Source organism: Tundrisphaera macrotermitis, assembly GCF_051175315.1.
Lineage (GTDB): Bacteria > Planctomycetota > Planctomycetia > Isosphaerales > Isosphaeraceae > Tundrisphaera.
Genome location: NZ_CP195100.1, coordinates 2,008,149 through 2,021,484, shown reverse-complemented (window position 1 = coordinate 2,021,484; position 13,336 = coordinate 2,008,149). Strand labels below are relative to the sequence as shown.

Here is a 13,336-nt window from a genome sequence, read left to right as displayed (position 1 = left end):
CCTCACCGTTCGCGTGGTCCTTGATCGAAGGCATTCGGTGGTGACGGAATGACCCCCAACTCGGGCCGGTCGGGCCGGCCGAAGCCCGGGGCGAACAGGTCGGCGACGCGGGAGGGGCGGCGGGCGGAGCGGTCGACGAGGCGGGCGTGGGCCTCCTGGCGGAGGGCGTCGTCGTCGAGGGTTTCGCCGAGGCGGAGGTCGGCCACGGCGGCGCAGATCTCCATGTCGGCGGCGCGGAAGCGGTCGCGGGCCTCGCGCAGCAGGTTCGGGACGAGGTCGGCGCGGCCGCGCAGGGCGGCGATGCCGGCGCGGGCCAGGCGGGCCTGGGCGATGGCCCAGGGGGTGCCCTCGCGATCGAGCCGGGCGGCGTCGCGCGCGGCGGAGCGGAGCCAGGGGCCGCCGTTCGGGTCGGAGGCGCGGCCGGCGGCGGCCAGCGCGCAGCGGGCGCGGAGGCCGTACATGGCCACCCGGATGAACTGGACCTGGAGCAAGAGCGACCGCGACAAGGTCGGCCAGTGGCCGACGATCGCCCGCCACGCCGACGGGCCGTCCCCCTCGTAGAGGTCCAGGAGGATCGTGGCCCAGACCTGGTCGTTGTGCTGGACGTGGTAGCCGTCGCCGGACCAGTGCGACATCACCCGGCGGATCTCCTCGCGGGCCTCGCCCGGGCGGTCGGCCCCGATGCGGACGATGGCCAGGATGTAGGTGCTCAGGTTCATCTCGGCGTACAGGTCGCCTCGCTCGCGGGCCTCGGCGATCAGGACCGGGAAGCGGCGGGACAATTCGCCCCAGCGGCCCAGGTGGCTAAGCCCCCACAGGGCGTAGGCGTGGGCGGTGTCGCGCTCCCAGGCCACGCCGGTGTAGCGGTCGCGGAACAGGGCGTCGGCGCGGTCGCAGTGCTCGACCGCGTCGGCCCAGCGGCCCTCCAGGTAGGACGACACGCCCCGGGCCAGGATCACCATGCCGGGGTCGTAGGGGTGGTTGTCGCCCTCGGACAACGCCTCGGCCTGCGCCAGGAGCCGGGCCGTCCGCGCCCGGGTGGCCAGGCCGCCGGTGGCCGACTGGGCCGCCTCGACCGACAGGGCCCGGCCGATCCGGCGGGGCTCCCCGGCGCGGAGGGCGAGCAAAAGGCCCCGGGTCTGGAAGTCGGCCCCGCGCACCCAGTCGACGTTGCTCAGGCCGATGCCCGCCGACCAGCAGACGTCGATCCGCGTCAGGTCCGAGGCCGCCACCTCGCTGGTGTCGCGCGGGCGGAACCGGAGCCCCCGGAGCCGCAGCAGGCCGCGATGGATCACTAGCGAGATCAAGGACCGCCGGGGCGTGGCCGGCAGCGACAGGCCGACCGCCGCGAGCACGTCGCGGAGCGTCTCCAGCCCCCGGTCGATGTGCCCGCTGATCAGGAGCTGCATGGCCGCCTTGCGGCGGAGTTCCAACGCCTCGGCCACGGTCGCCCCGTCGCACGCGGCCAGGAACTCGCGGGCGGCGTCGGCCCCGCGACCGGCGTTGGCCAGGGCCTCGCCCAGCGCCACCCGGATGCCCCTTTCCTGCTCCCGGCCCATCGGCAGGAGTTCGATGGCCAGCCGGTAGAGCTTCGCGGCGCGGTCGAAGGCCAGGGCGCGGGCCGCCCCCTCGGCGGCTCGGGCGAAGTAGGCGCCCGCCTTCTCCGGCTCGCCGGCCCCCCGGAAGTGGACGCCCAGCGCCTCGAAGTCGGACCCGGCCACCGCCTCCAGCGCCTGCGCCAGCCGGCGGTGGCAGGCGGTCAGGTCCTCGGGGGCGAGCCGGGCCACCACGGCCTCGCGGATCCGGTCGTGGTAGGTCTCCACCCGCTCTCCGTCCGGGGATGCCGGCCCCCCGGCGGCGCGGATCATCCGCCCGGCGCGGAGGACCGCCAGCGCCGCCCGTTCGTCGCCGGCCAGGCCCAATGATCGCCAGGCCACCGACGGCGACAAAGGCCCGCCCGACACGGCCACCGCCTGGAGCATCCGCAGGGCGTCGTCGGGCAGGCGGCGGATCCGGGACCAGAGGACGTCGTCCAGGGTGATCGGCGTGGCCGGCGCCCCCTCGGCGAGGTCGGGCCCGCCGGCCTGGAGCGACCGGGCCAATTCGGCGACGAAGAACGGGTTGCCGCCCGACTCGCGGGCGATGGCCGCCACCTGCCGCTCGGTGGCGGAGTCGCCCAGCATCTGCCGGGCCAGCACCGACGCCTCGGCCGCCGCCATCGGGCCGACCTCCAGGTGCCGGCAATCGACGCCCTCCCACGGGTCGGCCAGCAGGCCCCGGAGGAACGGGCTGGCCTCGACCTCCTCGCTGCGGAACCCGCACAGCAGGAGCAGCACCGGCGGGTCGGGCGGGCGCAGGACCTCGGACAGAACCGGCAGGCTGTCCGGGTCGCCCCACTGGAGGTCGTCGATCCAGAGGACCAGCGGCCTCCGGTCGCCGATCCGCGCCAGCATCTCGCGCAGGGCCGCGTACGACCGCCGGCGGAGTTCCTGGGGGTCGGGGATGTCGGTCCCCCGGCCGGGGGCGTTGCGGATCGCCTCGACCCTGCGCAGGACCGGGAAGACCCGGGCCAGCGCGGCCACGTCGCGCGGCAGGGCGGCGTGGAGTTCATCGGGGGGGAGCCGCCGGAGGTGCTGCGCCAGCGACTCGATCAGGCCGTCCAGGGCCTTGTACGGCACCGACTCGCGCTCGTGGCACCGACCGGCCAGGGCCAGCGCGTCGCCCCCCAGGCCGTCCAGGAACCGGCGGACCAGGGAACTCTTGCCGACACCGGAAGTCCCCCGGAGGAACACCGCCACGGGCCGGCCCCGCCCCAGGGCGGCGAAGGCGTCCTCCAGGGCCGCGCGGTGGGCGGCGCGGCCCACGAAGATCGAGTCCGACCCGCGCGACGAGCGGGGCTCCGACGACGGCCGGGAGTCGTCACCCGAGTCGGGGCTCGGCCCGCCCAGCCGGCCCAGGATCGCTGCGCCGGTCGGCCTTTGGTGCGGGTCGCGGCGGAGCAATTCCTCGCACAGCACGTCCAGGTCGCCGGGCAGGTCCGGGGCGAGTTCGCGGGGCGGGGGCGGCTCGAACCTCTGCTTGTCGATCAGGATCTGGAGCATCCCGCCCAGGAACGGGAGGCGGCCGGTCAGGGCCTCGTACAGCATCACGCCGACGCTGTACCAGTCGCTGGCCTCGGTCGTGCCGACCCCGGTGGCCTGCTCGGGGGCCATGTAGGCGGGGGTGCCCACCACGCCGCCTCCGCCGGTGCTCCGGCTGCGCGAGTCGTCGTCGCCGCCGGTCACCAGGCCGAAGTCCATCAGCACGACCCGCCCCTCGGGCGTCACCAGGACGTTGGACGGCTTGATGTCGCGGTGCAGCTTGCCCCGGGCGTGGACCGCCATCAGCCCCTCGGCGAGCTGGCGGAACGCCCCCCGGAGCCGGGCCCGCGTCGCCGGGTCGGGCCCGATCGGCGCGGCCGGGGCCTTCGGGCCGGTGTCCTGGCGGATGTGGTCCAGGAAGGTCCGGCCGGCGACGTACTCCATCACGATGAACCAGGTGTGGCCGTCGGAGATCAGCTCGTGGAGCGCCACCAGGTTCGGGTGCGAGAGGTCCTGGAGCGAGCGGAACTCCCGCTTGAACCGCGACACCGCCGCCGCGTCGACGTTGCGGATCGTCTTGACCGCGACGTCCACGCCCCGGCGCAGGTCGCGTGCCAGGTAGACGATCCCCATGCCCCCCTGCCCCAGCACGCCCCGGACCTCGTAGCCGTCCAGCGCCGGCCACCAGGGGTCCGCCGGGGCGGGCGTCGCCGGCCGGGTGGGCGGGGCCGGGTCGGTCGAGGGGAGGTCGTCGGGCGGGCCCGGCGCCGTCTCCGGGGCGGAGAACAGGTCGCTGAGCGACGATTCGAGCCCGGGGAAGCGGGACCGGTAGTCGTCGAGCGTCGCGTGTTCTCCCCCCTCGCCCCGGAGGCTGATCTCGTTACGGACCAGGTCGAGCAGCGCCCCGGGGTCCTGGGCCAGGAAGGGATGCCGGTCGATGTAGTCCTCCACCGAGATCCCGTAGCCGCCCCGGAACAGGAACCGCTGCTCGGTCATCAGCGTCCGGACGATCGTCGCCGGATCGGGGGCGTCCCCCGGCTCGCGCAGCGTCGAGGGTTCGGACATGGGGGCGGCTCCTGGACGGACATGGGCCTTCGGGGGATGGGCGGGCGAGCCCGGACTCCAGTTGACCCGCGACGGCCGGCCATTGCAAGCTCGGCCGGCCCCGGCCCGCGCCGGGTTGGCCTTGCAAGGAAGGCCGGGGAACTGCTCTAATCTCCGGACTCGACAGGTGCCCCCGCCCGGTCTCGGGCCAGGGGGAGAATAGGGAAGCCGGTGAGAATCCGGCGCGGGGCCGCCGCTGTGATCGGCCAGGCCCCCGGACACATCAGCCACTGCCTTCGGGCGGGAAGGCGGTCCGGGGCCGGAGGAGCCGAGAGCCAGAAGACCTGCCCGTCGAGGTTTCGTTGCGATGCTCCGGCCACGAGCATCCGCGCGGGCAATACGGGCAGGTCGTCTGCACGGGCACGCACGGGATCGGGGTCGAAGCGTCCCCTCATGCCCGGCCCGGCAGGAAGGTCTGCGCCCATGCCCGACCCCTCCCCGATCCATCTCGACCACCGCCCGCGATCCGAGGCCCCCGGCCTCGCCGCCCCGGCACGCGCCGGGGCCGTCCCGCCGCGCCCGCGCCACGGGGCCTGGTCCCCCTGATCGATGATCGACGGTTGATTTGAGGCCGCCCGGGCGGCCGGCGGATGGTCCGCCGGCATGCATCCCGGCCGTGCCCCCACGCGCCTGCATTTCTGGATCGAAAGGAACACCGCCCATGGCGGCCAAGCCCCTCCACGCGCTGCGCCTTGCGTCCCTGTCCCTCGCCCTCTGCCTGGCCGGAGGCCGGACCGGCCTGGCCGACTACACCGTCAACTTCGACGACCTGCCGCTGGCCCCGAACTCGTTCTACAACGGGGGGACCTCGAACGGCCCGATCATCCCCGGCCCTTATGGGCCCGTGCGGGACGGCAGTTTCCAGAGCGGCGGGGCCACGTTCGGCAATCGCTACGACCTGACCTACGGCAGCTGGGGCGGGTTCGCCGTTTCCAACACCTCCGACACCACCACGCCCGGACTTCGGAACCAGTACAGCGCCATCACCGGCACCGGGCGCGGGCCGGGGGCCGACAACTACGGCGTGGCGTCCGGCTATGCCGACACGACCCCGACGACCTTCGACCCCACCCCGTTCGACCCGACCGACCCCGCCGAGCTGATGGCGCTGCCGACCATGAACCTGCCGGCGGGGGCCGCCATCCTGGGCATGTACGTGACCAACACGACGTATGCGGCCCTGTCGATGCTGCAAGGGGACGGCTTCGCCAAGAAGTTCGGCGGGGACACCGGCAACGACCCGGACTTCTTCAAGCTGACCGCCTACGGCACCGACGCCGCCGGGCGGGCCCTGGCCAACTCGGTCGACTTCTTCCTGGCCGACTTCCGGTTCGCCGACAACGCGCAGGACTACGTCGTCACCGACTGGCGGTACATGGACCTCTCCTCGCTGGCCGGCGCCAGCCGGGTCCACTTCAACATTTCCACGTCGGACGTCGGCCCTTATGGGCTGAACTCCCCCGCCTACTTCGCGGTGGACGACATCGTCCTGGCGCCGGGGCCGCAGGCCGTGCCCGAGCCGTCGAGCCTCGCCCTGGTGCTCGCCGGCGCCGGGACGGCGACCTTCGCCCTGCGCCGGGGCCGGCGAACCCGCTGACCGGTGTGCTCGATCTCCCGAATTCAACAGTCTCGGATCCTCGAAGGGTGCCTCCGCCATGAATCGTCCGATCGGCCTCCTGTTCGTCCTGCTCTGCCTCGGCCTCGCCGGGCCGGCGTCCGCCGGGATCTATTCGGGGATCTCCGGGGTGACCCCCGGCGCGATCGACAACCCGATCGCCCGGTCGCAGCTCCTCGCCTTCGAGAGCCGCGTCGTCTCGTATGATCCGGCCCCCGGCGTCGGCGCCGGGTTCCGATCGCCCACCACCGGCCTCGCCTCCCTGGGCGAACTCTACAGCCCCGTCCTCAATCCCAACGGGACCAACGTCCCGTTCGACCGGAACTATCAGCCGGCGGTGGGGACCGAGCCGAATTCGTTCCACAACGGATCGGCCAGCTTCAGCCCATTCGGCGGCGACATCCGCTCGACCTCGGACACCTATGGGTTCATCGGGATCGACCGGCCCGGCTCGATCACCCTGGGCTTCGACACCCCGATCACCGACGGGGCCGGCGCCGACTTCGCCGTCTTCGAGAACGGGTTCGGCTTCGGCGGGGCCAACAGCCTGCTCGCCGAGCTGGCCTACGTGGAGGTGTCCAGCAACGGGACCGACTTCGCCCGGTTCGCCTCGATCTCGCTGAATACCGCCCCGACGACCGTGTCCGGGGCGTTCCAGGGGTACGACATGACCAACGTCTACAACCTGGCGGGCAAGCACGCGAGCGGCTGGGGGACCCCCTTCGACCTGTCGCAGCTGGGCAACGACGCGCTGGTGGCGGCCGGCCTGCTCGACCTGTCGCGGATCTCGTACGTCCGGCTCGTCGACGTGGTGGGCAGCGGACCGTTGTTCGACCCGACCGGCGCCGCCGTCCAGGGCATCGCCCGCGACTCGCTGGGCAACCCGATCCTGGACAACTGGGTCACCTACGACTCGGCCGGGTTCGACTACCTGGGCCTGAACGTCGGCGCGGTCGGCGTCATCAACGCGGTCCCCGAGCCCGGGACGTGGCTCCTCTGCTCGGCGGGGATGGCGGCCGTCGGCCTCGCGTCCCGCCGCGTCCGCACGCGATCGGCCGCCCCGCGCTGACCGATCCGGCCCCCGCCCCCCCCCGCGCCGCGATTCCCCTTGATCGGGACCCGGCCCAGCGGTTCTAATCGCCTTCCTCGATGGGTGCCCCCCGGCCGGCCCGGCCGATGCGGGGGGAGAATAGGGAAGCCGGTGAGAATCCGGCGCGGGGCCGCCGCTGTGATCGGCCAGGCCCCCGGACACATCAGCCACTGCCTTCGGGCGGGAAGGCGGTCCGGGGCCGGAGGAGCCGAGAGCCAGAAGACCTGCCCGTCGAGGTTTCGTTGCGATGCTCCGGCCACGAGCATCCGCGCGGGCAATACGGGCAGGTCGTCTGCACGGGCACGCACGGGATCGGGGTCGAAGCGTCCCCTCATGCCCGGCCCGGCAGGAAGGCCCGCGCCCATGCCCGTCCGCCCGCCCCCCTCCTTCCCCCCATCCCGGCGAGCCCGGGGCTCCCCACGCGGCCGGCATCGGCCACGCCCGGTCGGCGTGCGCCCATCGCCCTGAGCCGCGACTCCCGCCATCCCCACCCCGGCCGGGCCGCGACGGATGGTCCGTCGCCCGATGCCCCGGGCCGGGTCGCCCCGCGCCTCCATCCTTGAGCGAAGAGAAACGCCCTTCCGATGAAGACCCCGCCCGTCCACGCAATCCGGTTCGTGATCCTGACGCTGGCCCTCGCCCTGACCGGTGCCGCCGCCCGCGCCGACTTCACCGTCACCTTCGACGAGCTGGCGCTCGCCCCCAACTCGGCCCACACCAACGGCGCCTTCCAGAGCCAGGGCGTCGGCTTCAGCAACAACTACGACCAGTTCTGGAACAGCGGGTTCGCTTATTCGAACATCAACACCCCCACCCAGGGCGGCTTCCAAAACCCCACGGCGGCCATCACCGGCACCGGGATCGGCGGGTCGGGCAACTATGCGGTGGCCACCGGCTACCTGAGCGCGGTGCCCACCACGCTGGACCAGTTGAACCAGCTGCCGACGATCACCCTGGCCGCCGGCACGTCGATCGCCGGCATGTTCGTCACCAACACGACCTATGCCGCATTCTCGATGCTGAACGGCGACCAATTCGCCAAGAAGTTCGGCGGGGCCTCCGGGACCGACCCGGACTTCTTCAAGATCACCGCCTACGGCACCGACGCGGCCGGGCAGCTCCTCAGCAACGTGGTGGACTTCTTCCTGGCCGATTACCGGGCCTCCGACAGCTCGCAGGACTACATCGTCCGGGACTGGCGGTACATGGACCTGTCGGCGCTGGCCGGGGCCAGCCAGATCCACTTCAACGTCTATGGGTCGGACGTGGGGCGGGACGGCCTCAACACCCCCGCCTACTTCGCCGTCGACAACGTCATCGTGGCGACGCCGCAGTCTGTCCCCGAGCCGGCGAGCCTGGCGCTGGTCGCGGCGGGGTTGGCGGGCGTGGCGATCGCCGCCCGGAGGAAGTCGGCGGGTCATTGAAACAATTCGCTGGCATCAGCATGACCGATCGCTCATGATCTGGGAGCATGCAAGGCATCAACGGCGGGCCGCCCGGGCGGAAGGGCGGCCCGGCCCGATCGGCAACAGGGAGCGGGGTCGATGACGCAGCCCGAGGCGCTCGGCGAAGATGACGTCCAGGCGATCGACCACCTCCGGCAGGTTTATGACCGGCTCCGCCAGGAGCTGGGCCGGGTGATCGTCGGCCAGGAAGAGGTGATCGAGCGGCTGTCGATCTGCCTGTTCGCCCGGGGCCATGCCCTGCTGATGGGCGTGCCGGGGCTGGCCAAGACCCTGCTGGTCGGCAAGCTCGCCGAGACGATGTCGCTGAAGTTCAGCCGGATCCAGTTCACCCCCGACCTGATGCCGATGGACATCACCGGGACCGACATCCTCCAGGATGACATGGACGGCCGGCGCAGCTTCCAGTTCATCTACGGCCCCGTGTTCGCCAACATGGTGTTGGCCGACGAGATCAACCGCGCCCCACCGAAGACCCAGGCCGCGATGCTGGAGGCGATGCAGGAGCAGAACGTCACCGTCGTGGGCAAGACGTTCAAGCTCGAGCCCCCGTTCGTGGTCCTGGCCACCCAGAACCCGGTCGAGCAGGAGGGGACCTATCCCCTGCCCGAGGCCCAGCTCGACCGCTTCATGTTCCTGATCGAGCTGGACTACCCCGACGAGGCCGAGGAAGTGCGGATCGCCCGCACCACCACCGGCGGCCCCCTGCCCTCGCTCGAACACCTCATGACGCCGGCCGACATCATCCGCCACCAGGAACTGGTCCGGCGGATGCCCGTGCCCGACCACATCTACACCTACGCCGCCCGGCTGGTCCGCAAGACCCGCCCCAACGGCGCCACGGCCCCGGCCTGGCTCAAGCCCCTGGTCTCCTGGGGGGCCGGCCCCCGCGCCGTCCAGTACCTCATCCTGGGGGCCAAGGCCCGCGCCGCCCTGCTGGGCTCCTACATGGTCCGGCTCGAAGACGTCCAGGAGGTCGCCGCGCCGGTCCTCACCCACCGCGTCATCACCACCTTCGCCGCCCAGGCGGAGGGGATCGACGCCAAGGCCATCGTCCGCCGCCTGATCGAGGAGACCGAGAAGGAGAACTGATCCGGCCCCCATGCTCCTCGGGAGGTTGCCCCTGATGTTCGAGGCGGTCGAGATCATATCCAACCCGTTGCCCGAGCCCGCAGAGGTTTGGTTCGAGCCGTGGGGCATGCCTCATCCGCTCGCCCCCGGCCAGTCGCTCCGCATCGTGGCCGTCTCCGCGCAACCGGGCAAGTTGGAGATCGTGGAGGATGGATCGCGGATCGTCGTCTATGCCTGGCCCGGTTCCACGATGCGTGTCTACTGCGGCGAACGACTCGTCGACGACTTCTCGATCGAGGTCCCCGGCCTGCCTCCCGATCAATCTTCCCGATCTTTCGTCGAAGGCATGTTCGGAGGTTCGGGAACGCAGAAAATCTGAATTGCCTCGGGTGGCTGTGGTTGGCAAGCCAACCACGGGGCCGGTGGGCGTGGAACGCGGGATCGGCCACCGATCCGGCCGATCCCGGATCGAGGAATCGATGGATCAACGCAGTGGCCCCGGCTCGTTGGCGCCGTGGTTGGCAAGCCAACCACAGCCACCCGGCCGCAGAGAGCAAACGGTGGTGGGACGCCGGGATCGGCTGGCGCCGAGACCCCTGCCACCCGGCCGTGCGCCGGGAGAAGTCTTGGTGAGATTGATCACTGATGAGGAAAATCGGCGGGTACTAAACCTGGTCCAGGCGCTCCTCGGGTGCATCACTCCTCAATTTCGAGTGGTGGCCATCAAGAGCGATGCAGACATGCTCGAAGTTCACATCGTGCTCGATGAGGACCTGCCAGAAGCCAGGGAGGAGATCGAAGAGATTCTGTTCAGTTTCGACGCAATGAACCTGGAAAGTATTGAGGTGAAAACATTCATCTCAATAGACAAACGCCCGATCTCGGAATTGACATTTCTCCCGGATCGTTGGGTGTTCGCCAGGAAAGAACAGGGAGTCATGGAAGCTGAAGGTCTAGACCTGGCCTACATAGCTCAACCGACGAATTACCTCCACCAAAGGCGGCGCCTGCCCCATGGTCCCGGAACGCAAGTCCCGCAGCTTCCTCGATCCGATGGTCCTGTCGCGGCTGGCGGCGTTGCCGCTGTTCGCGCGGAGGCCGATGCAGGGGAACGTGTCGGGGCGGCACCCGAGCCCGCACCGGGGGTCGAGCGTCGAGTTCGCCGAGTATCGCAAGTACGTGCCGGGGGATGACCTGCGGCGGCTGGATTGGCGGGCGTATGGGCGGTCGGATCGGTACTTCATCAAGGAGTTCGAGGCCGACACCAACCTCCGGTGCTGCCTGGTGGTGGATACGAGCGGGTCGATGGACTACGGCTCCGGGGCGGTGACCAAGATCGAATATGCCCGGAGGATCGCCGGGGTGCTGGGGACGCTGGCGCTCCAGCAGGGGGACGCGATCGGGCTGGCGTGCGTGGCCAATGGGGTGGTCCGCAACATCCCGCCCCGCCGCAACCCGGCGCACCTGATGGCGATCTTCGACGCGCTGGAGCAGGCGAAGCCCAAGGGGGAGACGCATCTGGCCGACGTCCTCCACGAGCTGGCCGAGACGATCCGCCAACGGGCGTTGATCGTGATCCTGTCGGACCTGTTCCTCGACCCCGAGCTGCTCCGGGGATGCTTCGAGCATCTCCGGTTCCGCAAGCACGACGTGGCCGCGTTCCACCTGCTCGACCCCCGCGAACTCGACTTCGGCTTCCGCCGACCGACGCGGTTCATCGACATGGAGGGGGGGCCGGCCCTGTTCACCGACCCCGGCGAGATCGCCGAGCGGTACCACAAGGCGCTCGGCGGGTATCTCGACGGGCTCCGCCGGGTGGTCCTGGAAACGTCCGTCGACTACCATCGGATCTCGATCGACGAGGATTACGAACAGGTGCTGATGCGATTCCTGGTCGGGCGGGCGCATGCAAAGGGGGGCCGCGCGTGAGCTTCCTCCAGCCGATGCTGTTGCTGGGCCTGCCCCTGGTGGCCCTGCCGATCATCATCCACCTGGTCAACCAGCGGCGCTATCAGACGGTCCGCTGGGCCGCGATGATGTTCCTGCTGGCGGCCAATCGGATGTCTCGCGGCTATGCCCGGATCCGCCAGTGGCTGATCCTGGGGATGCGGATGGCGGCGATCGCCGGCCTGGCGTTCGCCATCAGCCGCCCTTTGGCCGGGGGCTGGCTGGGCCTGGCCGCCGGGGGCCGGGTGGATGCGACGATCCTGGTCCTGGACCGCTCGCCGAGCATGCAGCAGGCGGGGCAAGGCTCGGGCGCGACCAAGCTCGAAGCCGGCCGCCGTCAGCTGGTCGAGACCCTGCGGATGCTCGGCCCGTCGCGTTGGATCCTGATCGACGGGGCCCGTCCGCCGCGCGAGCTGGAGACGGTCGACTCCCTGCTCTCGGCCCCGGACGCCGGCCCGTCGGACGCGCCGGCCGACCTGCCCGCGATGCTCCAGGCGGCGCGGGACTACCTGGGGGCCAACAAGGCGGGCCAGGCCGACGTCTGGATCTGCTCCGACCTCCGGGCCAACGACTGGGACGCCGACGGCGGCCGATGGCAGGCGGTGCGGGAGTCGTTCCGCGACGTGGCCCAACGGGTCCGGTTCCACCTGCTGGCCTACCCCCAGACGGCGCCGGACAACCTCTCCGTGCGAGTCTCCGGGATCAGGCGGCAGGACGTGGGGGACGCGGCCGAGCTGCTGGTCTCGGTCCGGGTCGTCCGCGACGGCGTCGGCGAGGGGCGCGGGCCGGTGCCGGTCCAGTTCGAGATCGACGGCGTCCGCTCGCAGGTGAGCGTCGAGATGTCGGGCCGGGAGGGGGAATTGAAGGATCATCGGATCGTGCTGGAGAAGGGCCGAGGCCGGGGCTGGGGCAAGGTGTCGATCCCGGCCGACGCCAACCCGGCCGACGACGCCTTCTGGTTCGCCTTCGATCGCCCCCGGCCCCGCCGGGCCGTGGTGGTCGCCGATGATGCCGACGCCGCCGCCCCGCTCCGCCTGGCCGCGTCGATCGCGCCCGACCCGTCGCTCGAATGCTCGGCGGAGGTGGTGTCGGCCGCCGATCTGGCCTCGGTCGAGTGGGAGGCGATCGCCCTCCTGATCTGGCAGGCCCCCCTGCCCGAAGGCGAGGCGGCGACCGCCGTCCGGGCGTTCATCGAGCGCGGAGGCCGGGCGATCTTCCTCCCGCCCCGGACCACCACGCCGGCCGAGTTCCTCGGCGTCCGCTGGGCCGGATGGGTCGAAGGGGGCCAGGACGTGCCGGTGGACGGCTGGCGGAGCGACCAAGACCTGCTGAGCAAGACCGACGCCGGCGCCCCTTTGCCGGTCGGGCAACTGGGCATCAAGCGCTATGCCCGGCTGGAGGGGGAGACGACGGTGCTGGCCACCCTGAAGGGAGGCGCCCCGCTGTTGGCCCGGGCCGCGACGGCGCGGGGCGGGGCCTACTTCTGCGCCACGACTGCCGCCCCGGCCGACTCCACCCTGGCCGGCAACGGCGTGGTCCTCTACGTCCTGATCCAAAGGGCGATGGCCGAGGGGGCGGCGGTCCTGGAGGATACCCGGCTGCTGGCGGCCGGGTCGCCCTCGGGCGAGGATCCCCGGCAGTGGAAGCGGCTGGCCGGGGCCGAGGGGGCGATCTCCACCGACCTGGCCGCGCAGGCCGGGGTCTACGCCTCGGGGGATCGCCTGCTGGCGGTCAACCGGCCGATCGCCGAGGACGCCGCGCCGGTGGTGGCCGCCGACCGGGTGGCCTCCCTGTTCCAGGGGCTCGACTTCAGCCGGGTCGACGACACCGCCGACAACGCCGGGTCGCTGATCCAGGAGGTCTGGCGGCTGTTCCTGGTCGCCATGATGGGGGCCCTGGTCGTCGAGGCGGCGCTGTGCCTCCCGAAGAAACCGATCGCAGGATCCCGGGAGGCCCGGCCGTGAGC

At 71.6% G+C, this 13,336-nt stretch carries 8 protein-coding genes and 2 riboswitches; of the genes, 7 read left to right on the top strand and 1 reads right to left on the bottom strand.

Going from position 1 to position 13,336, the window contains the following annotated elements:
* Window positions 1-2: 2 nt before the first annotated feature.
* Complete coding sequence (locus TA3x_RS08215; RefSeq protein WP_435020094.1) at window positions 3-4,145, bottom strand: serine/threonine-protein kinase; 4,143 nt, start codon at window positions 4,143-4,145, stop codon at window positions 3-5.
* Window positions 4,146-4,292: 147 nt separating this feature from the next.
* Window positions 4,293-4,490: riboswitch (cobalamin riboswitch) on the top strand.
* Between the two features lie 355 nt (window positions 4,491-4,845).
* Between TA3x_RS08215 and TA3x_RS08210 the strand changes: the two genes are divergently transcribed.
* The 7 genes from TA3x_RS08210 to TA3x_RS08180 all read left to right on the top strand — a co-directional run bounded on the left by TA3x_RS08210 (window position 4,846) and on the right by TA3x_RS08180 (window position 13,334).
* A complete protein-coding gene (locus TA3x_RS08210) occupies window positions 4,846-5,781 on the top strand; it encodes a DUF4465 domain-containing protein (protein ID WP_435020092.1) in 936 nt (311 codons plus the stop codon).
* Between the two features lie 58 nt (window positions 5,782-5,839).
* A complete protein-coding gene (locus TA3x_RS08205) occupies window positions 5,840-6,868 on the top strand; it encodes a PEP-CTERM sorting domain-containing protein (protein ID WP_435020090.1) in 1,029 nt (342 codons plus the stop codon).
* Window positions 6,869-6,933: 65 nt separating this feature from the next.
* Window positions 6,934-7,135, top strand: a riboswitch (cobalamin riboswitch).
* Window positions 7,136-7,473: 338 nt separating this feature from the next.
* Window positions 7,474-8,313: a DUF4465 domain-containing protein gene (locus TA3x_RS08200; protein ID WP_435020088.1), complete on the top strand. Its 840-nt coding sequence runs from the start codon at window positions 7,474-7,476 to the stop codon at window positions 8,311-8,313.
* A 120-nt stretch (window positions 8,314-8,433) separates the two neighbouring features.
* Window positions 8,434-9,444: an AAA family ATPase gene (locus tag TA3x_RS08195; protein ID WP_435020086.1), complete on the top strand. Its 1,011-nt coding sequence runs from the start codon at window positions 8,434-8,436 to the stop codon at window positions 9,442-9,444.
* A gap of 34 nt (window positions 9,445-9,478) precedes the next feature.
* Window positions 9,479-9,802 carry a hypothetical protein gene (locus TA3x_RS08190; protein WP_435020084.1) on the top strand — a complete coding sequence of 108 codons (324 nt, stop codon included), beginning with the start codon at window positions 9,479-9,481 and terminating at the stop codon, window positions 9,800-9,802.
* 635 nt (window positions 9,803-10,437) lie between these two features.
* A complete protein-coding gene (locus tag TA3x_RS08185; protein ID WP_435020082.1) occupies window positions 10,438-11,352 on the top strand; it encodes a DUF58 domain-containing protein in 915 nt (304 codons plus the stop codon).
* Complete coding sequence (locus TA3x_RS08180; protein ID WP_435020080.1) at window positions 11,349-13,334, top strand: BatA domain-containing protein; 1,986 nt, start codon at window positions 11,349-11,351, stop codon at window positions 13,332-13,334. Before TA3x_RS08185 ends, TA3x_RS08180 begins: the two co-directional genes overlap by 4 nt.
* Window positions 13,335-13,336 lie beyond the last annotated feature (2 nt).